Origin of the sequence: Metapseudomonas boanensis, assembly GCF_042232855.1 — a bacterium.
Lineage (GTDB): Bacteria > Pseudomonadota > Gammaproteobacteria > Pseudomonadales > Pseudomonadaceae > Metapseudomonas > Metapseudomonas boanensis.
Genome location: NZ_CP113889.1, coordinates 2,706,415 through 2,727,629, shown reverse-complemented (window position 1 = coordinate 2,727,629; position 21,215 = coordinate 2,706,415). Strand labels below are relative to the sequence as shown.

20 protein-coding genes are annotated in these 21,215 nt (G+C 61.7%); 15 read left to right on the top strand and 5 right to left on the bottom strand.

Annotated elements, in window-relative coordinates; all coding sequences use genetic code 11:
- Positions 1 to 37 precede the first annotated feature (37 nt).
- From OXH74_RS12560 to OXH74_RS12550, 3 genes are all read left to right on the top strand, one after another.
- A complete protein-coding gene (locus OXH74_RS12560) occupies positions 38 to 1,597 on the top strand; it encodes an AAA family ATPase (RefSeq protein ID WP_375741459.1) in 1,560 nt (519 codons plus the stop codon).
- A 279-nt stretch (positions 1,598 to 1,876) separates the two neighbouring features.
- Positions 1,877 to 2,149: a TfoX/Sxy family protein gene (locus tag OXH74_RS12555; protein WP_375741458.1), complete on the top strand. Its 273-nt coding sequence runs from the start codon at positions 1,877 to 1,879 to the stop codon at positions 2,147 to 2,149.
- A 105-nt stretch (positions 2,150 to 2,254) separates the two neighbouring features.
- Positions 2,255 to 3,052: a Crp/Fnr family transcriptional regulator gene (locus OXH74_RS12550; RefSeq protein WP_375741457.1), complete on the top strand. Its 798-nt coding sequence runs from the start codon at positions 2,255 to 2,257 to the stop codon at positions 3,050 to 3,052.
- Positions 3,053 to 3,326: 274 nt separating this feature from the next.
- On the opposite strand, the gene OXH74_RS12545 is transcribed toward OXH74_RS12550, so the two are convergent.
- From OXH74_RS12545 to OXH74_RS12535, 3 genes are read right to left on the bottom strand one after another with little or no spacing between them, the layout of a single operon-like run.
- A complete protein-coding gene (locus OXH74_RS12545; protein ID WP_375741456.1) occupies positions 3,327 to 4,223 on the bottom strand; it encodes a ChaN family lipoprotein in 897 nt (298 codons plus the stop codon).
- Positions 4,224 to 4,242: 19 nt separating this feature from the next.
- The gene (locus OXH74_RS12540; protein WP_375741455.1) at positions 4,243 to 5,010 is read right to left on the bottom strand and encodes a heme ABC transporter ATP-binding protein; all 768 of its coding nucleotides are present in this window, start codon (positions 5,008 to 5,010) and stop codon (positions 4,243 to 4,245) included.
- A complete protein-coding gene (locus OXH74_RS12535) occupies positions 5,010 to 5,993 on the bottom strand; it encodes a FecCD family ABC transporter permease (protein WP_375741606.1) in 984 nt (327 codons plus the stop codon). Before OXH74_RS12535 ends, OXH74_RS12540 begins: the two co-directional genes overlap by 1 nt.
- Positions 5,994 to 6,219: 226 nt before the next feature.
- On the opposite strand from OXH74_RS12535, the gene OXH74_RS12530 reads away from it, so the two are divergent.
- Complete coding sequence (locus tag OXH74_RS12530; protein ID WP_375741454.1) at positions 6,220 to 6,540, top strand: Rieske (2Fe-2S) protein; 321 nt, start codon at positions 6,220 to 6,222, stop codon at positions 6,538 to 6,540.
- Positions 6,541 to 6,556: 16 nt separating this feature from the next.
- Here the strand turns inward: OXH74_RS12530 and sfsA are convergent, their stop codons facing one another.
- The gene (gene sfsA / locus OXH74_RS12525; protein ID WP_375741453.1) at positions 6,557 to 7,264 is read right to left on the bottom strand and encodes a DNA/RNA nuclease SfsA; all 708 of its coding nucleotides are present in this window, start codon (positions 7,262 to 7,264) and stop codon (positions 6,557 to 6,559) included.
- Positions 7,261 to 8,436 (bottom strand): pyridoxal phosphate-dependent aminotransferase, encoded by a 1,176-nt coding sequence (locus tag OXH74_RS12520; protein WP_375741452.1) that lies wholly within the window; start codon positions 8,434 to 8,436, stop codon positions 7,261 to 7,263. The genes sfsA and OXH74_RS12520 overlap by 4 nt, the downstream gene beginning before the upstream one ends.
- Positions 8,437 to 8,629: 193 nt before the next feature.
- Here OXH74_RS12520 and dksA point away from each other — a divergent pair, with 193 nt between their 5' ends.
- The 11 genes from dksA (at position 8,630) to pgi (ending at position 21,178) form a co-directional block, all read left to right on the top strand.
- Entirely contained in the window at positions 8,630 to 9,073 is a 444-nt protein-coding gene (dksA, locus tag OXH74_RS12515) for an RNA polymerase-binding protein DksA (RefSeq protein WP_215381434.1), read from the top strand.
- 54 nt (positions 9,074 to 9,127) lie between these two features.
- Positions 9,128 to 10,015 (top strand): tRNA glutamyl-Q(34) synthetase GluQRS, encoded by an 888-nt coding sequence (gene gluQRS / locus OXH74_RS12510; RefSeq protein WP_375741451.1) that lies wholly within the window; start codon positions 9,128 to 9,130, stop codon positions 10,013 to 10,015.
- Positions 10,016 to 10,075: 60 nt separating this feature from the next.
- Positions 10,076 to 10,252 (top strand): hypothetical protein, encoded by a 177-nt coding sequence (locus tag OXH74_RS12505; protein WP_003095129.1) that lies wholly within the window; start codon positions 10,076 to 10,078, stop codon positions 10,250 to 10,252.
- Positions 10,236 to 13,190 carry an ATP-binding protein gene (locus OXH74_RS12500; protein ID WP_375741450.1) on the top strand — a complete coding sequence of 985 codons (2,955 nt, stop codon included), beginning with the start codon at positions 10,236 to 10,238 and terminating at the stop codon, positions 13,188 to 13,190. Before OXH74_RS12505 ends, OXH74_RS12500 begins: the two co-directional genes overlap by 17 nt.
- A gap of 22 nt (positions 13,191 to 13,212) precedes the next feature.
- The gene (locus OXH74_RS12495; RefSeq protein WP_375741449.1) at positions 13,213 to 14,631 is read left to right on the top strand and encodes a sigma-54-dependent transcriptional regulator; all 1,419 of its coding nucleotides are present in this window, start codon (positions 13,213 to 13,215) and stop codon (positions 14,629 to 14,631) included.
- 682 nt (positions 14,632 to 15,313) lie between these two features.
- A complete protein-coding gene (locus tag OXH74_RS12490; protein WP_375741448.1) occupies positions 15,314 to 16,717 on the top strand; it encodes a polynucleotide adenylyltransferase PcnB in 1,404 nt (467 codons plus the stop codon).
- A 2-nt stretch (positions 16,718 to 16,719) separates the two neighbouring features.
- Complete coding sequence (gene folK / locus OXH74_RS12485) at positions 16,720 to 17,220, top strand: 2-amino-4-hydroxy-6-hydroxymethyldihydropteridine diphosphokinase (RefSeq protein ID WP_375741447.1); 501 nt, start codon at positions 16,720 to 16,722, stop codon at positions 17,218 to 17,220.
- A 102-nt stretch (positions 17,221 to 17,322) separates the two neighbouring features.
- Positions 17,323 to 18,123: a 3-methyl-2-oxobutanoate hydroxymethyltransferase gene (gene panB, locus OXH74_RS12480; RefSeq protein ID WP_375741446.1), complete on the top strand. Its 801-nt coding sequence runs from the start codon at positions 17,323 to 17,325 to the stop codon at positions 18,121 to 18,123.
- Positions 18,120 to 18,980 (top strand): pantoate--beta-alanine ligase, encoded by an 861-nt coding sequence (panC, locus tag OXH74_RS12475; RefSeq protein WP_375741445.1) that lies wholly within the window; start codon positions 18,120 to 18,122, stop codon positions 18,978 to 18,980. Before panB ends, panC begins: the two co-directional genes overlap by 4 nt.
- Positions 18,981 to 19,064: 84 nt before the next feature.
- Positions 19,065 to 19,445: an aspartate 1-decarboxylase gene (gene panD / locus OXH74_RS12470; protein WP_375741444.1), complete on the top strand. Its 381-nt coding sequence runs from the start codon at positions 19,065 to 19,067 to the stop codon at positions 19,443 to 19,445.
- A 68-nt stretch (positions 19,446 to 19,513) separates the two neighbouring features.
- Positions 19,514 to 21,178: a glucose-6-phosphate isomerase gene (pgi, locus tag OXH74_RS12465; protein ID WP_375741443.1), complete on the top strand. Its 1,665-nt coding sequence runs from the start codon at positions 19,514 to 19,516 to the stop codon at positions 21,176 to 21,178.
- Positions 21,179 to 21,215 lie beyond the last annotated feature (37 nt).

The window sequence follows — 21,215 nt, the reverse complement described above, 5'->3', positions numbered from 1 at the left end:
TGCCGAGTTCTGACACCGCCATTAACAAGGATCAACCGTGAGCCAGCAGCTGATAGCCGCCCTGCAGAACCCGGCCCTCTATCCTCACCCAGTGGCCGGGTTCCAGGTGATCGAAACGCACATCTCCTGGGTGCTGCTCACCGGGGAGTTCGCCTACAAGATCAAGAAGCCGGTCGACTTCGGCTTCCTCGACTTCACCCGTCTCGATGCGCGCAAGCACTTCTGTGATGAGGAGCTGCGCCTCAACCAGCGCCTGACCCAAAACCTCTATCTCGAAGTTCTGCCCGTAACCGGCAGCGAGGAGTCGCCCCTGATCGGCGGCGAGGCACCGGCCATTGAATATGTGCTGAAAATGCGCCAGTTCCCCCAGGACAACCTGCTCAGCGCCCTGCAGGCAAGGGGCGAGCTGACACCTGCACATATCGATGCCCTTGCGGCACAGATTGCCAGCTTCCACATGGCTGCCCCCCAGGTTGCTGCCGAGCACCCGCTCGGGACACCCGAGGCCGTCATGGCGCCGGTACGCCAGAATTTCGAACAGATCCGCCCATTCCTCACGGAAAAAGCCGATCTGCAACAACTCGAGGCCCTTGAGGCCTGGGCTGAGACCAGCTTCGAGCGACTCAAGCCGCTGCTGACACAACGCAAACAGGATGGTTTCATCCGCGAATGTCACGGCGATATCCATCTGGGTAACGCTACCCTGATCAATGGCCAGGTAGTTCTGTTCGACTGCATCGAGTTCAACGAGCCCTTCCGTTTCACAGATGTCTATGCCGACATCGCATTCATTGCCATGGACCTGGAAGACCGCGGCCTGAAATCCCTCTCGCGCCGACTGGTTAGCGAATACCTCGAGCACACCGGGGACTACCAGGGGCTTGAACTGCTGAACTTCTACAAGGCCTATCGTGCGCTGGTGCGCGCCAAGATCGCCCTGTTCAGCCTGGCACACCAGGCCGATGCGGTGCAGAAGGCTGCGACGCTCCGTCAATATCGCAACTATGCGGGCCTGGCGGAAAGCTATAGCGCCATCCCCTCCCCCTTCCTGGCCATCACCCATGGCGTATCAGGTTCGGGCAAGAGCCACGTGGCCCTGCGCCTGGTCGAAGCCTTGGGCGCCATTCGTCTGCGCTCAGATGTCGAGCGCAAGCGACTCTTCGGAGATCAACCGAACGAGCAGGCAGGGCTGAAGTCCGGCATCTATAACGACGATGCCAGTGCTGCCACCTACGCGCGCCTCAACCAACTGGCAAAGATCGCCCTGCACGCCGGCTTCCCAGTGGTCATCGACGCGACTTTTCTCAAGCATGCCCAGCGGGAAGCTGCCAGGGACGTCGCAGAGGAAACCGGCACTCCTTTCCTGATTCTCGACTGCCATGCTCCGGATGCAGTCATTGCCTCCTGGATCGCCCAACGGCAGGCGCTGGGTGGAGACCCTTCGGATGCGACCATGGACGTCGTGCACGCGCAGCAAGCGAGTCGTGAAGCGCTTGACGCCAGCGAGCAGACACAAAGCAAGCGCATCGATACAGACCAGGAGGCCAGCCTCGACAATCTGGTGGAGCGCATCCGCCAGCACCTCCCAGGGCTCTGAAACCAACGCCTCCTGCTCACGGCCGCGACGGTAGTTTCCGCCGCGGCCATCTCTTGCGCTGGCATGGACTCAGCGAACATCCAAGAGAACGTATCCATCGCCATCCGGCACCTGGCTTTCTGCACCCGCTGCACCGTCGACCGCCCTTCTACCAGCCACTCGCCGGCTGCTTATGCCGCTTGGCGATAGCACAAAGCCATATTGCACATTGACCGCTACACTTGGCTCAGGCACCAGTTGCTGACCACTCTCGCGCCCAATCCATCGCAAGGAGGCTCGATGAACGACGAACTGCAACACCTGAGAAACCTTGGCAAGACATCTGCCCAGTGGCTGCATGCGGTGGGCATCCACAACTTGTCTGATCTGCGGCGCCTTGGCGCGGTCGGAGCCTACAAGGCTGTGCGGGCCCGAGGCTTCCGAGCATCCAAGGTCCTGCTCTACGCGATTGAAGGCGCCTTGCTGGACGTGCACTGGAATGACCTGCCTCCCGGGCACAAGGCCGAGCTGAACCATCAGTTGGACACCCCGGCCTCCCACAATAAGAGCTAGCTCACAACCTCCGAGTGGAGTGATTTACGGAAAAAGCGACGCGCCCTATTGTTTCGGGGATCTTCGTGCGTTCAGGCACTCCAGTCAGTTCAAGGAATTACGGTCATGTACCTACTCGGGGAGCAACCGGCCTACGCCGACCAGTTAATCAACCGCCTGCAAGGCATCCCCGGCCAATTGCTCGAAGGACTTGACCCATCGGGGCCACCGCTTCGCCTGGAGCATGCCGAAGACCTTGCGCAAGTTCTCCCTGCCAGCCAGCTGTACCTGATCGAAAACGGCCTGCTGCATGCCGTGGTAGAAGAGCGCCCTCTCTTCTACCTGCAAGAGGGGGATCTGCTCGGCTTGCGCCAAGGCATTGAACTCCCTAGCTGCCGATACTGCAGCGACGAGCCCATCAGCTTGCGGCCTTACAGCCGGAGCAGCGTGTTCAAGCACATCTATGCGAACGAGAGACGACAGGAGCTCTTCATCCAGTACCTGGTGGGGCATACCGCGCTGCTTTCCGACGCGATAGCTCGTCTGAAACAACCGGACGTACGCCCATCGACGGGCTTCCAACACTTTGCCCGCGGAGATGAGCTCATACAGCAAGGCGACGAGGCAGATCATGTGTTCATCATTATCGAAGGCCACGCAGAGGCGTTCGTCGATGGACAGAAAGTGGGTGACGTGCAGAAGGATGAAATCTTCGGCGCAATGGCAGTCTTTACCCGCGAACGTCGCAGCGCCACGGTCAAAGCAAGCGAGCCCTGCACTGTAATGGTCATTCCGAAGGATCAGTTCCTGAGCCTGATGCAGAGCAATCCGCGGATTGCCCACAGCCTTATCGAAAGCATGGCGCGGCGCATCGACCTGCTGAACAAGGAAGTCACCCAACTCAGGCTACTGCCTATTTCCTGAGCACCATCCAGAACTCAGCCCGATGCCGGGTTCTCCTTTACCTGGCGCCAGAACGCAACCTGCAGGAACTGCCGATCAAGCATTGACTCGCGAGTGATAATCGTTATTATTTACTCAGCTGATCGCGAGATCGGTCGGTAAGCTGGAAAGCCAAGTAGTGAGGCTATTCAGATTATCTCCTCATCAGGCTAATCACGGTTTTTGACCCGGCACATTGCCGGGTCTTTTTTTCCCCGTCGTTCGGGAGCCGCGCCAGGCGACTCCCCTTCACCAATCAACGCGCCGCAGGACGACGCTCGCGAATCCCCGCGCAGTGGTCGACAGGAGGTAATGCGGCCGTGTACCAGACGTAGTCCGCTGCGCCAGCGTCCACCGGCTTGCCAACCTCCGACAGGATCAGCACGGTATTACCCTCGCCACTTCCCAGATCGGTCAGGTGCAGGGGGACGCCGAGGTCGCGGCGAACATGAAAGGCACCCGCGAATAGCATTGCCGGTTGCGGGGCCGCCAGTAGTTGCTCAGCCATGCGCCGGTCACGCTGCTGCTGGACGGCCAGCATCGCGAGTATCTGCGACTCCGGCAGCAACCCGCAGTGGGATTCGCGAATCTGCTCCAGCAGAGGTCCGCGTACCGCCGCCGCAGTGGATGCCTGGCCTTGCAAGGTTGGCCGCGCCTGATAGATCAGCTTTATCTCGCTCCGATCAAGGCTGGCCGCCAGCAACGGGTAAGGCTGCTCCAGTGCATGGCGCACGATGGGCCCATAAAATGTCCATTCCCAGTTCTTCTGCCAGGCCAGTGCTTGTGGGAGGTCTGCGGATGCCTGGCCGGCAGCTGAAGCTTTATGAGCGGAGTCGACCCGGACCTGCTGGTCCGGGTCGAGCATTTCCAGCAACAGGCTGCCCTGCGCACGTCGGGCCTCCAGCGCTTGCAGCAACCAGAGTTGAAGGGCGTGATGATCGGGATTGTCATGTTGCTCGCCCACCAGGACGCGGGGAGAACTGGCCAGGCGCCCGACCAGTTGCCGGGGCGTAAGCTGTTCGCCATTACGCAGATCGCGGATGACGCCCAGGTCCAGCCGATCGCGGCCTTCAGGGCTCTGCCAGGCCGGTAGCGGGGGGAGGCTCTGACAAGCAGCCAGCAGTCCGATGCAGCAGATCAAGAGAAGTCTCATTGATTGTCCTTGCGTCATTTCAGCGCGCGACTATTAACGGATGCCCGCGCTCAGGGTGTCGCTGCACCAGCACCTCCAGACCAAACACGGCCTTCAGGGGCTCGGCGCGCAACACCTGTTCTGGTGTCCCCTGTACAAAAGGTCGTCCCGCGGCGAGCAGCATCAGGCGGTCGCAGTAACGGGCGGCCAGATTGAGGTCATGCAGTATCACCAGCACAGACACGCCCCGCTCAGCAAAGGCGCGCACCGCCTGCAAGATAGTGTGCTGGTGCAAGGGGTCGAGCATGGAGGTAGGTTCATCCAGCAGCAGCACCTGCCCAGGCTCGCCCGGCCAGAGTTGCGCCAGCACCCGGGCCAGGTGCACGCGCTGGCGCTCACCACCGGACAGGGCCAGATAACTGCGTCCGGCAAGGTGACTGGCATCTGCTGCTAGCAAGGCTTGCGCTACCACCTGTGCGTCATGAGCACTGCCCGTTTCATGGGGCAAGCGCGCCAAGCTGACGACCTCCTCGACCCAAAAGTCGAAACTCAGCGTTGAGCTTTGTGGCAACACGGCTAATCTGCGCGCCCGCATTGGGCCACTCCAGTCGCGCACCGATCGTCCATCGAAGCTTACAGAGCCGGCAGACGCGCTCAGCTCACCTGACAATGCGCCCAGCAAGGTACTTTTGCCCGCGCCGTTTGGGCCCAGCACGCCGAGCATTTGCCCAGGCTGCAAGACCAGATCGACATCCGATAGCACGCATCTGGCGCCACGCCGCACTTCCAGCCGCTCGACGCGCAACATCAGTGGCGACCTCGCAGCAGCAGGTAAAGAAAGAAAGGCGCTCCGATCAGCGCCGTGACGATGCCGATCGGCAGCTCTGCCGGTGCCAGTATCATCCGCGCAACCAGGTCGGCCAGCAGCATGAGACAGCCCCCCGCTAACGCCGAGGCCGGCAACAGTATGCGATGGTCGGGCCCCGTCACGATGCGCACCAGATGTGGCACCACGAGACCGATGAAGCCGATCAGCCCCGCAGCAGCCACCGCTACTCCGACGCCCAATGCCGTGCAGATCACCAGTTCGCGCTTCAGGCGCTCCACGTCAACGCCCAGATGCCGCGCCTCGGACTCACCCAGCAGCAATGCATTGAGCCCTTTGGCCCGGCGTGGCAACCAGCAGAGCACCAGCAGCGTAACCAGCAGCAGCGGCCATAACCGTGCGTAACTGGCACTGTTCAGACTACCCATGTTCCAGAAGGTCAGGCTGCGCAGAGTGGCGTCATCAGCCATGTAGGTGAAAAGACCGATCACCGCACCGGCCAGTGCCGTTAGCGCAATACCGGCCAGTAGCATCGTGGCAACGCTCGTCTGCCCCTCACGCCTGCCCAGACGGTAGACCAGCAAGGTCACCCCCAGACCACCTGCGAAGGCGCATGCCGACAAGAGATAGGCTGCGATGGCTTCGGGCACCCCCCCCAGCGCTGCGCCACCGACGATGGCCAACGCTCCACCGAGAGCCGCACCGCTGGAAACCCCGACCAGACTCGGATCGGCCAATGGATTGCGAAACAACCCCTGCATCGCCACGCCGGTGAGCGCTAACACCACACCAATGGCGAGCCCCAGCAAAGCCCGTGGCAGTCGGATTTGGCCAAGAATCAGCTCAGCCTGTTCCAACCCTTCACCATCGACAGGCAGCCCCGTCAGATGCACGGCGGCGCGCAGTGTCTCTCCCAAGGGCAGACTGACCGGCCCCAAGGCGAGAGATAGCCAAAGGGCCAGCAACAGAAGAGCGGACAGTCCGGCAAACAACGGTCGAGCATGACGGGGAAAGATCATGGTTACGAAAATCCATCCTCTGATAAGGCCGGAGTCGAAGGATAGAGGCTCGCTAGCGATGGAGCCATCCCACTGCTGGGTGTTCACTGGCGGCGCCCTGCCGACGAGCATTCAGTTCCACTTGGCAGGGACTGCAAGTACTGGATAATGCCTGTCTTCCGTGGAGATGCCGATGATCCTGCTCTGCCGCCCCGAGGAACTGGCTGAAGGCCAGAGCCGGGGCTTTGCTGTCGATGGCCTGAAACTGCTGCTCGTGCGCCGGCAAGGCCTCGTTCGCGCCTATGAAAATCGCTGCCCGCACCGGGGCATTTCGCTGGAGTGGGTCGAAGACCAGTTCCTCGACACCAGCGGCAGCCTCATCCAGTGCGCCACACACGGCGCCCTCTTCCTGATTGACACGGGCGAATGCGTGGCCGGCCCTTGCGCCGGGGAGTCGTTGCACGCACTCAAATGTTGGGAGGACGAACAAGGCATCTGGTTGCGTCCGGCCTGAGCGCGCCACACAGGGATCAGAGCAGCACCTCCAGCCGCCGCGTGATGCTGATTTCCTGCGGTGTCACGTCCGCCGCATAGGCCAACACCTCGACACCAGCCGCACGGGCTTCGGACAGGGCGGCCGCGTAGGCCGGATCGATTTCCCTGGCGGCACGCACCGCCTCGATACCCGACAGGTTCACGCAGTAAAGCTGCACCGCCCGCACACCCCGCTTCGCCAGCGCGACGAGCTCGCGCAGGTGCTTGCTGCCGCGTTCGGTGACGGCGTCGGGAAACGCCGCCACTGCCGTATCATCGAACCCAAGCGTCACGCTCTTGACCTCAATGAAGGTCGGTCCGTCGGCGAAATCCAACCGGAAGTCGGCCCGGCTATTCTCCTGTCCATAAGCGACTTCCCGCTTGAGGGACTGGAAGCCAGTCAACTCGACAATACGGCCTGCCCGCAACGCTTCCTCCACCAGCGCGTTGGCTCGCCCGGTATTCACACAGGCCAACCGCCCTTGCGGCGTCTCGACTATTTCCCAGGTGCCAGGCAGCTTGCGCTTCCGGTCATTCGAGCGACTGAACCACACCCGACAGCCTTCACTCATGCAGTTGAGCATAGAGCCGGTGTTGGGACAGTGGATGGTCAGCAACTCCCCCGTCGGCGTTCTGATGTCGGCCAGGAACCGCTTGTAACGGCGCAACAGTCGCGCCTCCTCCAGGGGCGGCTCGAACCTCATTGCGCTGTCCAGGTCTTCAGACCCCGGGCAATCCGCTCCACTGCCTCGGCCAGGCGCGGCACGTCCTGGGTATAGGCAAATCGCACATGCTGGCTGGCCTGGTAACGACCGAAGTCCAGCCCCGGGGTAAAGGCCACATGCTCGGTCTCGATGAAGTGCCGGCAGAAGGTATAGGCATCACCGCCGAAGGCCGAAATGTCCGCATACAGGTAGAACGCCCCTTCCGGCTCGACAGCGATGCGAAAGCCCAGCTCGCGCAACGCTGGCAGCAGATAATCGCGCCGTTTGGCGAACGCTCGCCGCCGCTCTTCGAGTATCTCCAGGGTTTCCGGCTGGAAGCACGCCAGGGCGGCATGCTGGGCCATCGAAGGGGCACTGATGTAGAGGTTCTGCGCCAGCTTTTCCAGATCCGCCACTGCTTCGGGCGGTGCCACCAGCCAGCCAAGCCGCCAACCGGTCATACCAAAGTATTTGGAGAAGCTGTTAAGCACAAAGGCCTGATCATCAACTTCCAGCACGCTGGAAGCGTCCACACCGTAGGTCAGACCGTGGTAGATCTCATCCACCACGAGGTGCCCCCCGTGCGCCTTGATCGTTCTGGATAAGGCCGCCAACTCATCGGCGTGCAGCAAGGTGCCCGTGGGATTGGCCGGCGATGCTACCAGTGCACCGACGCTGCCAGCGTCCCAATGCCGCTCCACCAGGTCGGGGGTCAACTGGTAACGAGTCTCGGGGCCGACCGGCACCAGCTGTGCAGCACCTTCGACCAAGCGCAGGAAATGCCGATTGCAGGGGTAACCTGGATCGGCCAGCAGCCAATGCTTGCCCGGGTCGACCAAAAGACTGCTTGCCAGCAGCAACGCGCCTGAGCCACCGGGGGTGATGAGAATCCGTTCCGGGTCTATGTTCAATCGATAGCGTGAGGCGTAGAAGCCGGCAATCGCCTCACGCAATTGCGGCAGGCCCCGAGCAGCGGTGTAGCGGGTATGGCCCGCGGAAAGCGCCGCCTGCCCGGCACGAACGATGGGCTCGGCAGTGGAGAAGTCCGGCTCGCCGATTTCCAGGTGGATCACGTCATGCCCGGCGGCCTGGAGTTCATTTGCCCGAGCCAGCAGAGCCATAACGTGGAAAGGTTCGATGGCGCGGCTGCGCGCACTGTAGGGCTGGGCCATTGGCCTTCCTTTATTAAGGCAAAGAGAGGATTCTACCCAATGGTGCCTGAACACTGCAGCATGCTTGACAACGGGTAGTAGCGAACCCGGATTCGATCTGGTAAGTTCGCCCGCTTGCAGCCGCAGGGCCGGCACAGCCGGCGATGGACCATAATCCTGCGCAATGGATTAAGAAAGTGAGAGGCGGCCATCCATGCCCACCAACGCAAAACAACAGAGCAGCCAGTTGATTCGTGGCTTCGAACCCTACCAAGAGACCAAGGGCGAGGAGTACATGAGCGATCGCATGCGCGCTCACTTCACCAACATCCTCAACAAATGGAAGCAGGAGTTGATGGAAGAGGTCGACCGCACCGTGCATCACATGCAGGACGAAGCGGCCAACTTCCCCGACCCGGCTGACCGTGCCAGTCAGGAAGAAGAGTTCAGTCTGGAACTGCGCGCCCGTGACCGCGAGCGCAAGCTGATCAAGAAGATTGACGAAACCCTTCAGCTAATCGAGGACAACGATTACGGTTGGTGCGATTCCTGCGGCGTGGAAATCGGCATCCGCCGACTGGAAGCCCGCCCCACCGCCACGCTGTGCATCGATTGCAAGACGCTGGCGGAGATCAAGGAAAAGCAACTCGGCTCCTGATGCCGAAACGGGGCGCCTAGGCGCCCCGTAGCGTTTTACAGGCCTGGCCCTGACATGACCTCCCCCGCCTATATCGGTCGTTTTGCCCCCACCCCCAGCGGCTACCTGCACTTTGGCTCGCTGGTCGCCGCCGTCGCTTCCTATCTGGATGCCCGCGCGGTTGGCGGCAGCTGGCTGCTTCGCATGGAAGACCTCGACCCACCCCGTGAGGTCGAGGGTGCCCAAGCGGCGATCCTCAGAACCTTGGAAAGCTACGGTTTCGAATGGGACGGTGAGATGGTGCGCCAGAGCGAGCGGCATGCCACCTACGCGGAAGTCGTCGACTGCCTGTTCAACCAGGGGCTGGCCTATGCCTGCACCTGCTCGCGCAAGCAGCTGGAAGGCAACCAGAGCGTTTACCCGGGCTATTGCCGAAACGCACAACATCCCAGGCAGGATGCGGCCATTCGCTTGCGCGTACCCGAACTGGCATATCACTTCGTGGACCGAGTCCAAGGCGAGTTCCGCCAGCACCTGGGCCGCGAGGTTGGAGACTTCATCATCCAACGCCGCGATGGCCTCTATGCCTACCAGTTGGCGGTGGTTCTTGACGATGCCTGGCAAGGGGTCACCGACATTGTGCGCGGCGCTGACCTGCTGGACTCGACCCCTCGGCAGCTCTATCTGCAGGAGTTGCTTGGCCTACCCCAGCCGCGCTATCTGCACGTCCCCCTGATAATCCAGCCTGACGGCCACAAGCTAGGCAAGTCCTACCGCTCCCCACCTCTACAGGGCGACCGCGCCTCGCCGCTGCTGGCACGCGCCCTGCGATCGCTTGGCCAGCAACCGCCGGAGGAACTGTCCGACGCCCACCCACGCGAAGTTCTGGACTGGGGCATCGCCAATTGGGATGCCATGTTGATCCCCCGCAGCCGAACCCTCGCAGAAGCGCAGCTGCGTTAGCCACTCGCGGCGCTGCGGGGCATTCGCTACCATCGCCGCAGACACGACGAGAAATGCGGCATGTACATTTACCGATTGGTCCTGCTCCTGGTGGTGGGTATCTACCTGTTTTCACCCGCCATCATGGATTGGTGGATCGACCCTAACGGCGCCTGGTACCGACCCTACCTGCTCTGGCTGATCCTGATCGTGGTGACCTTTATCCTGCAGAGTCAACGCGATGCTGACGAGCTTTAGCCTTAGCCAGCTGATCCTGATCAGCGCCGCCTACCTCCTCGCCCTGTTCGGCGTGGCCTGGTTGAGCGACCGCGGCTTTGTGCCGCGCTGGATCATCCGCCACCCCCTGACCTACACCCTGTCGCTCGGTGTGTATGCCAGCGCCTGGGCCTTCTACGGCACCGTGGGTCTGGCTTATCAATATGGCTATGGCTTCCTTGCCAGTTACCTGGGCGTATCCGGCGCCTTTCTCCTGGCACCGGTACTGCTGTATCCGATTTTGCGCGTCACCCGCACCTATCAGCTGTCTTCTCTGGCCGACCTGTTCGCCTTCCGCTTCCGCAGCACCTGGGCCGGTGCACTGACGACAGTGATCATGCTGATAGGTGTTCTACCGTTGCTGGCCCTGCAGATCCAGGCGGTGGCCGACTCAATCGGTATCCTGACCCGCGAGCCCGTGCACAACCGGGTCGCCCTGGGCTTCTGTGCGCTGATCACCCTTTTCACGATTCTCTTTGGCGCCCGCCATATCGCCACACGGGAGAAGCATGCCGGTCTGGTATTCGCTATTGCGTTCGAATCGGTGGTCAAGCTGGTCGCACTGGGCGGCATCGGACTGTACGCCCTCTATGGCGTATTCGACGGTCCGCAGGACCTGGAAATGTGGCTGTTGCAGAACCAGGTAGCTCTGTCCACTCTGCATACACCCTTGCAAGAAGGCCCATGGCGAACCCTGCTGCTGGTGTTCTTCGCCTCCGCGATCGTCATGCCGCACATGTACCACATGACGTTCACCGAGAATCTCAACCCGCGCGCCATGGTCAGCGCGAGTTGGGGCCTGCCGCTGTTCCTGCTGCTGATGAGCCTGGCCGTGCCTCTGATCCTCTGGGCCAACCTCAAACTCGGCACGACCACCAACCCCGAGTATTTCACGCTAGGTCTGGGCATCGCCGTAGACAATCCTTTACTCGCCCTGGTCGCCTACGTCGGGGGGCTTTCCGCCGCCAGCGGGCTGATCATCGTGATGACCCTGGCCCTGTCCGGGATGGCCCTCAACCACCTGGTGCTGCCGCTCTATCAGCCGCCCGCTGAAGGCAATATTTACCGCTGGCTGAAGTGGACCCGCCGTGCCCTGATCGCAGCCATCATCATGGCCAGCTACGGGTTCTACCTCCTCCTCGGCGCAGAACAGGACCTGGCCAACCTCGGTATCGTCGCCTTCGTCGCCACCCTCCAGTTCCTGCCGGGTGCGCTGTCGGTGCTTTACTGGCCAACCGCCAACCGCCGAGGCTTCATCGCCGGCCTGCTGGCCGGCTTCGGTGTCTGGCTGTTCGCTATGCTTCTGCCGCTGATAGGCAATCTGCAGGGTATCTACCTGCCTCTGTTCAATGCCATCTACGTGCTCGACGATACCAGCTGGCACATCGCGGCCATCGCCTCGCTGGCCGCCAACGTCCTGATCTTCACCCTGGTTTCGCTCTTTACCGAAGCTAGCCCCGAAGAGCGTAGCGCCGCCGAAGCTTGTGCAGTCGACAACGTACGGCGACCGCAACGTCGTGAGCTGGTCGCAGGTTCCCCCCAGGAGTTCGCCACCCAGCTGGCCAAGCCCCTGGGCGCCAAGACTGCGCAGAAGGAAGTGGAGCAAGCGCTGCGCGATCTGCACCTGCCCTTCGACGAGCGTCGTCCCTATGCTCTGCGTCGCCTGCGCGACCGCATCGAGGCCAACCTATCAGGCCTGATGGGCCCGAGTGTTGCCCAGGACATGGTGGAAACCTTTCTGCCATACAAATCCGGCAGTGAAAGCTACGTCACCGAGGACATACACTTCATCGAAAGCCGCCTCGAGGATTACCACTCGCGCCTCACGGGCCTGGCCGCCGAACTCGATGCCTTGCGTCGCTACCATCGCCAGACGCTGCAGGAATTGCCAATGGGCGTCTGCTCCCTGGCCAAGGACCAGGAAATCCTTATGTGGAATCGCGCGATGGAGGAACTCACCGAGATCCCGGCCCAGCGCGTCGTGGGCTCGCGCCTGCCCACCATCAGCGAGCCCTGGAAGAGCCTCCTGGAAGGCTTCATCCACCTGCCGGACGAGCATCTGCACAAACAACGCCTGACTCTGGACGGCCAGGTGCGCTCGCTGAACCTGCACAAGGCGGCGATCGAAGAGCCGCTCGCGCCGGGCAGCAGCGGCCTGGTCCTGCTGGTAGAAGACGTCACGGACACCCAGCTGCTGGAAGATAAGTTGGTGCACTCCGAGCGACTGGCGTCGATCGGCCGTCTCGCCGCCGGCGTCGCCCACGAGATCGGCAATCCCATCACCGGCATCGCCTGCCTCGCGCAGAACCTGCGCGAAGAACGCGAGGAAGATCCCGAACTGAAGGAGATCAGCAGCCAGATCATCGAGCAGACGAAACGGGTTTCGCGCATCGTCCAATCACTGATGAGTTTCGCCCACGCTGGGGGGCGTCAGCAGGCCAGCGAACCTGTCTGCCTTGCCGATGTTACCCAGGATGCCATCGGCCTGCTGTCACTGAACAAGCGCAGCGTGGAAGTGAACTTCTTCAACCTCTGCGATCCGCGCCACGTTGCTGAGGGTGACCCCCAGCGCCTTGCCCAGGTCCTGATCAACTTGCTGTCCAACGCCCGCGACGCCTCCCCGGTTGGAAGCGCCATCCGAGTGCGGAGCGAGGCCTCCGAGCACACCGTCGACCTGATAGTGGAAGACGAAGGCAGCGGAATCCCGAAGGCGATCATGGATCGCCTCTTCGAGCCGTTCTTCACCACCAAAGACCCCGGAAAAGGGACTGGACTTGGCCTTGCACTGGTCTATTCGATCGTGGAAGAGCATTATGGACAGATAACCATCGAAAGCCCGGTCGACCCCGAACACCAGCGTGGCACCCGTATCCGGGTCACGCTGCCGCGGTTTGTCGAAGCAACTTCCGCCGTGGGCTGAGACCGTCTAGAGAGCCGAATTAATGCCGCATATTCTGATCGTCGAAGACGAAACCATCATTCGCTCTGCCCTGCGCCGACTGCTGGAACGTAACCAGTATCAGGTCAGCGAGGCAGGCTCTGTGCAGGAGGCCCAGGAGCGCTACAGCATTCCTGGCTTCGACCTGATCGTCAGCGACCTTCGCCTGCCCGGTGCCCCTGGCACCGAATTGATCAAACTGGCCCAGGGCACGCCAGTCCTGATCATGACTAGCTACGCCAGCCTGCGCTCTGCCGTCGATTCGATGAAGATGGGCGCAGTGGACTATATCGCCAAGCCCTTCGATCACGATGAAATGCTCCAGGCCGTCGCTCGCATCCTCAAGGAGCGGCAGGAGTCCAGATCCACCTCCGGCGAACGCCCCACCAGCAGCCGCAATGACAAGGCCGCGAGCAGTGCAGATGGCGAGATTGGCATCATCGGTTCCTGCCCGCCGATGCTTGAGCTCTACAGCAAGATCCGCAAAGTTGCCCCGACCGATTCCACCGTACTCATCCAAGGTGAGTCGGGTACTGGCAAGGAGTTGGTCGCCCGCGCCTTGCACAACCTTTCGCGTCGCGCCAAGGCACCGCTGATTTCGGTGAACTGCGCGGCGATCCCCGAGACCCTGATCGAATCCGAACTGTTCGGTCATGAGAAAGGCGCATTTACCGGTGCCACAGCAGGTCGGGCGGGGCTCGTGGAGGCAGCCGACGGCGGCACCCTGTTCCTCGACGAGATCGGTGAGCTGCCGCTCGAAGCCCAGGCACGCCTGCTGCGCGTACTGCAGGAGGGCGAGATTCGCCGGGTCGGTTCAGTGCAATCGCAGAAAGTGGACGTACGCCTGATCGCAGCCACCCACCGCGACCTCAAAACCCTGGCCAAGACCGGACAGTTCCGCGAAGACCTTTACTACCGCCTTCATGTGATCTCGCTGAAACTGCCCGCCCTGCGCGAGCGTGGCAACGATGTGCTTGAGATCGCCCGCGCCTTTCTAGCCCGCCAGTGCGTACAAATGGGGCGCGAGAACCTACGCTTCGCCGCTGACGCGGAACAAGCCATCCGCCACTACAACTGGCCAGGTAACGTTCGCGAACTGGAGAACGCCATCGAGCGTGCGGTCATCCTCTGCGAGAGCCCGGACATCTCGGCGGACTTGCTCGGGATCGACATCGAACTGGACGACCTGGATGATGAGGACTTCAACGACATCGCTCCGCCGCAAGCCAACAACGCGACCCACGAGCCGACCGAAGACCTGTCGCTGGAGGACTACTTCCAACATTTTGTGCTTGAGCACCAGGATCACATGACTGAAACGGAACTTGCCCGCAAGCTGGGTATCAGCCGCAAATGCCTGTGGGAACGCCGCCAACGCCTGGGCATTCCTCGCCGCAAATCGGGCGCTGCAGCCGGGCCTTGAGGTCCCGCTGCGGGGAGACACGCGGGAACACCTGGAGTTCCCCTGATTGTTACCCCACCCAATATCTCGTAACAAAGCCGGGTCTAAAGGTAACGAAGACCCGGCTTTTTTTGGGCCTCTCGCCAACCACCAATCTCGGTAAGTCATTGTTTTAAAAGGATTTCAAAAAAGTTGGCATGGCATCTGCTTTATCTTTGGTACAACAACAATAACAACTGCTGAACCCCACAATAAAAACAAGACGTATCGACTCCAGCACAACAAAAACAAAACAGCGGAGGCGCAGCTAACTGATTCTTTTGGAGAGGAGTTGCCCTTGGGGCTTGCCCCACAGCCAGACAGAGAACAATAAAACTGCCCACAGGCAGCACCCGTACTGGTTGGGTCACGGAATGATCATGGCAGCATCAGCGTCCAAAGCAATCCGTTTGCTATTACCCCTCGAATGGAGGGCATTTCCAGAGGCAAAAAGCCTGCTGGAGCGGGTCGAACAACAAAAAAACCAAGCCCGACACAATAAAAACAAAGCACGCACCAATTTGGGGGGGAGCTTCGGCTCCCCCAGTAGCTTTGACACCCTTCGCGTCATTCCTTCAACATCCCCCCTCCCAGTGCTAGAATCCGCGCCCATCGTGCGCCCATTTCCTTTTCTGGCCGACCATCCCGCTAAACAGTGCATCCCATGCTGAAGAAGCTGTTCCAGTCTTTCCGCTCTCCCCTGCGCCGCGCCCCACATCCGCGTAGCACCCCTGAAGTACTGGGCAGCCACCAGCACTCGCTGCGCCGCGCAGAAATCAGCCGCAACGCGGTTATCGTCGTCGAGCGCCTGCAGAAGGCTGGTTACCAGGCCTACACCGTAGGTGGCTGCGTCCGTGACCTGCTGCTGAACCTGCGCCCAAAGGATTTCGATGTGGCCACCAACGCCACGCCGGAGCAGGTCCGTGCAGAATTCCGCAACGCCCGAGTCATCGGTCGTCGCTTCAAGCTTGCCCATGTGCAGTTCGGCCGCGAGATCATTGAAGTCGCCACTTTCCGCGCCCACCACCCGCAGGGCGAGGAAGAAGAGGACAGCAACCAGGCTTCGCGCAACGAGAGCGGCCGTATCCTGCGCGACAACGTCTACGGAACCCTGGAAGACGACGCCCAGCGCCGTGACTTCACCATTAATGCGCTCTACTACGACCCTAGCAGCGAGCGCATTCTCGACTATGCCCACGGCGTGCATGACATCCGCAACCGCCTCATCCGCCTGATCGGTACGCCTGAACAGCGGTACCAGGAAGATCCCGTGCGCATGCTGCGTGCCGTGCGCTTCGCCGCGAAGCTGGACTTCGAGATCGAGAAGCACAGCGCCGCCCCGATCCGTCGCCTGGCCCCGATGCTGCGGGAAATCCCTTCGGCACGGCTGTTCGACGAAATACTCAAGTTGTTCCTGGGCGGTAAAGCCGAGCAAACCTTCGAGTTGCTGCTGGAGTATGATCTTTTCGCCCCGCTCTTCCCGGCGAGTGCTGCAGCACTGGAGCGCGACCCGGAATACACCGGCCGCCTGTTCCGCCAAGCCCTCGCCAATACCGATGCACGCATTCATCAGGGCAAGCCGGTAACACCTGCATTTCTCTTCGCCGCACTGCTGTGGCCTGCCCTACCTGCACGCGCCGCGTTGCTACAGGAGCGCGGCATGCCGCCGATTCCCGCCATGCAGGAAGCCGCTCACGGCCTGATCCTTGAGCAGTGCCAGCGCACGGCGGTACCGAAGCGGTTCACCATCCCGATCCGGGAGATCTGGGACATGCAGGAACGCCTGCCCCGTCGCCACGGAAAGCGCGCGGACCTGCTGCTGGAAAACCCACGCTTCCGAGCCGGTTACGACTTCCTCCTGCTGCGCGAAAGCGCAGGCGAGCAAACCGACGGACTCGGAGACTGGTGGACCGATTATCAGGACGCCAGCGATAGCCAGCGCCGCACCATGATTCGCGAGCTGAGCAGCAAGGACGAGCAAGGCAGTGGCCAGCGACGCCGCCGAGGGGGCAGCCGTCGCCGCCGTGGTCCGCGCAGTGACAATACCCCTGGCAGCACCAACGAATGAGCATGGAGCGGGCCTACATCGGCCTCGGCAGCAATCTCGCCGACCCCATCGTGCAATTGCGTAGCGCACTTGCAGTGATCGCCCAGATCCCCGGCACCCACCTGGCTACGGTTTCCTCGCTCTATGCCAGCGACCCACTCGGCCCGCCGGATCAGCCCCGCTATGTCAACGCAGTAGCCGCAGTTGATACCGAGCTCGCTCCCTTGCAACTGCTCGAGGCCTTGCAGGCGATCGAGCAGTCACACGGACGCGTCCGCAAGGACGAACGCTGGGGGCCGCGGACCCTCGATCTTGACATTCTGTTGTTCGGCGAACGTTGCATCGACGAACCGCGCCTGCAAGTGCCGCATTACCACATGCACGCCCGCGCTTTTGTCCTCTATCCGCTTGCCGAGATCGCCCCTGACCTCCAACTCCCCGGCGGACGCACGCTACGCACCCTGCTCGACGCCTGTCCCTACACAGGGCTGGAGCGACTGCCAGAGTTGGCGGTAACGTCGTAACACGTCGGTAACACCTGCAATTGACTTCATGCCCCCCCATCGGGACTATAGGCGTCCCGTTGCCCCGTGCCGGTGCGAACCGGCACCGATGAGGACGTTTTCATGCCTGATGTGACCCTGACCACCCTGCAAGAGCTCAAGCAGAAGGGCGAGAAGATCGCCATGCTGACGGCTTATGATGCCACCTTCGCCCGGGCCGCCTGCCAGGCTGGCGTGGACGTGCTGCTGGTAGGCGACTCCCTTGGCATGGTTCTGCAAGGCCATGACAGCACCTTGCCTGTCAGCATGGCCGACATGGCTTATCACACTGCCGCCGTCAAACGCGGTAACCAGGGTGCCTTGATCATCACTGACCTGCCCTTCATGGCCTACGCCAATCTTGAGCAGACCTTTGCCAATTGCGCTGCGCTGATGCAAGCGGGTGCACACATGGTCAAACTGGAGGGTGCCGCTTGGCTGGCGGAGCCCATTCGCCTGCTCGCCGAGCGCGGTGTGCCCGTTTGTGCGCACCTGGGGTTGACGCCGCAGGCCGTGAATATCCTTGGTGGCTTCAAGGTACAAGGCCGCCAGGAAGCGCAAGCACGTCAATTGCGGGCCGACGCCATGGCTCTGGAACAGGCGGGCGCGGCCATGCTGCTCCTGGAGTGCGTTCCCAGCGAACTGGCCGCAGAAATCACCCAGTCGGTGAAGATCCCGGTCATCGGTATCGGCGCAGGCAGCGCTACAGACGGCCAGGTGCTCGTCTTGCACGACATGCTCGGTCTCTCCCTGACAGGCCGTTCACCGAAGTTCGTGAAGAACTTCATGGAAGGCCAGACCGCCATCCAGAGCGCCCTGTCTGCCTATGTCACCGCCGTGAAGAACGTCACCTTCCCTGCTGCCGAACACGGATTCTCCGCATGATCACCGTAAAGACCGTACGTGAGCTGCGTGCTGCTGTCGCCCGTGCCCGTAGCGAAGGCAAGCGCGTCGGCTTCGTGCCCACCATGGGCAACCTCCACGCCGGCCATGTGGCGCTGGTCGACAAGGCCAGCCAGCGTGCCGACTTCGTAGTCACCAGCATCTTCGTCAACCCGCTGCAGTTCGGCCCCAGCGAAGACCTGGCCAAATACCCGCGCACACTGGTGGCCGATCAGGAAAAACTCGTCGCTGCCGGTTGTCACTTGCTGTTCCACCCGGATGTCGAGGAGATGTATCCCGATGGCATGCAGGGCCAGACTCGGGTCAACGTCCCCATCGTCTCGGAAGGCCTCTGCGGCGGGAGCCGTCCAGGCCACTTTGAGGGCGTCGCCACCGTTGTCAGCAAGTTGTTCAACATGGTGCAACCCGACCTCGCGGTTTTCGGTGAGAAGGATTTCCAGCAACTGGCAGTAATCCGCAAGCTGGCTCGCGACCTGAACATGCCGATCCAGATCATCGGTGAACCAACTGTGCGGGCCGAGGACGGCCTGGCACTATCGTCCCGCAACGGTTATCTGGACGACGCCCAGCGCGCCGCCGCCCCAGCCCTCTACCGCACCCTGCAGCAGTTGGCCAAGGCCATTCGCCAGGGCCGCAGGGATTTTGACCAGCTTGTGGCGGAGGGCCAGGCTGAACTGGTCAATGCAAGCTTTCGTCCTGACTACCTGGAAATACGCGAAGCGACCCACCTGCGCCCAGCCAACGCCAAGGACCTGCAGTTGGTGATTCTGGCGGCGGCCTTCATGGGGGCAACCCGCCTGATCGACAACCTCGCTTTCAACATCGACACACCAGCCTGATCCAACCGCCAAGGCTGTCTTGAACCCCTCCGGGGGTTCGGGCAAACTCACCCGCCGTTCGCGCCCCCACGATGAGGAATCGCCATGCACGCCATTATGCTCAAGGCCAAGCTGCACCGCGCCGAAGTCACCCATGCTGTGCTCGACTACGAAGGCTCCTGCGCCATTGATGGCGAATGGTTGGATCTCGCCGGGATTCGTGAGTACGAACAGATCCAGATCTACAACGTCGATAACGGCGAACGCTTCACCACCTATGCTATTCGTGGTGAAAATGGCTCCCGAATGATCTCGGTAAACGGCGCTGCTGCGCACAAGGCCAAGGTTGGCGACCGTGTGATCATCTGCGCCTATGCCCACTTCAGCGAGGCCGAACTGGCCGGTTTCAAACCGCGTATGCTGTACATGGGGCGGGGTAACGAACTGAGCCACACCAGCAATGCCATTCCGGTGCAGGTCGCCTGAGGCCGCGTTCGCACGACCCGAAGCCCGGACTGATCCGGGCTTTTTCATGATTGTGTAATAGGTAAGACATGGACCATCACCTGACACCACTCGACGTCACTCAGTTACCCAGTTGGAAGGGCCTTACCCAGCATCGCCTGGAACTCGATGGCTTTAGCCTGCGCCAGGCCTTTCAAGGCGACCCCGAGCGTTTCAATCGCTTCAGCCTTAGTGCCAGCGGACTGCTGCTGGACTTCTCGAAGAACCTGATCGGCCCCGAAACCCTGGCCTTGCTGGTGAAGCTGGCCGAAGAGGCGCAACTTGGCGATGCGATCAAGGCGATGTTCCGCGGTGACATGATCAACGCTTCCGAACGCCGCCCGGTGCTGCACACCGCCTTGCGCCGACCGATCGGCGACAAGGTGCTGGTCGATGGCGTCGACGTAATGCCCGAAGTGCACCGCGTGCTGCACCAGATGACCGAGTTGGTCGGCGCCGTGCACAACGGCCTGTGGCGCGGCTACACCGAAAGGCCCATCACCGACGTGGTGAACATCGGGATCGGCGGCTCCTTCCTTGGCCCGCAACTGGTCTCCGAGGCCTTGCTGCCCTTCGCCCAGAAAGGCGTGCGTTGCCACTATCTGGCCAATATCGATGGTAGCGAGTTCCGCGAACTGGCCTGCCGCCTGAATGCTGAAACCACTCTCTTCATCGTTTCCAGCAAGTCCTTCGGTACGCTGGAAACCCTGAAGAACGCTCAGGCCGCGCGCGCCTGGTACCTGGCCCAGGGCGGCAGCGAGGAAGAGCTGTACCGCCACTTCATCGCGGTCAGCAGCAACAAGGAAGCCGCCGTCGGTTTTGGCATCCGCGAAGAGAACATCTTCCCCATGTGGGACTGGGTCGGTGGCCGCTACTCGCTGTGGTCCGCCATCGGCTTGCCGATCGCCATGTCCATCGGCATCTCCAACTTCAAGGAGCTGCTGTCCGGCGCCTACAGCATGGACCAGCACTTCCAGAGCACGCCGTTCGAGCGCAACATCCCGGTAGTCCTCGGCCTGCTGGGCGTCTGGTATGGCGACTTCTGGGGCGCGAAAAGCCACGCCATCCTGCCTTATGACTACTATCTGCGGAACTTCACCGATCACCTGCAGCAACTGGACATGGAGTCCAATGGCAAGAGCGTGCGCCAGGACGGCAGCCCGGTCAGCGCCGGCACCGGCCCGGTGATCTGGGGCGGCGTGGGCTGCAACGGCCAGCACGCCTACCACCAGTTGCTGCACCAGGGCACGCACCTGATTCCGGCAGACTTCATTGTCCCGGTGAGCAGCTACAACCCGGTGGCCGATCACCATCAGTGGCTGTTCGCCAACTGCCTGTCGCAGAGCCAGGCGCTGATGCTCGGCAAATCCCGCGCGGAAGCCGAGGCCGAACTGCGCGCCAAGGGCCTGTCCGAAGACGAAGTGCAGCGCCTGGCGCCGCACAAGGTGGTGCCGGGCAACCGCCCCAGCAACACGCTGGTCATGGAGCGGATCAGTCCGCGCCGCCTGGGCGCACTGATCGCCATGTACGAGCACAAGGTGTATGTGCAGAGCGTGCTCTGGGGCATCAACGCCTTCGACCAGTGGGGCGTAGAACTGGGCAAGGAGCTGGGCAAGGGCGTCTACTCGCGCCTGGTCGGCCAGGAAGACGCGGCCGCCGAAGATGGCTCGACACAGGGCCTGATCGAGTTCTTCCGCGCCCGCCATCGCGGCTGAAACTCTCGACAAAAGCATCTTGCTCGCAGAAGGCACC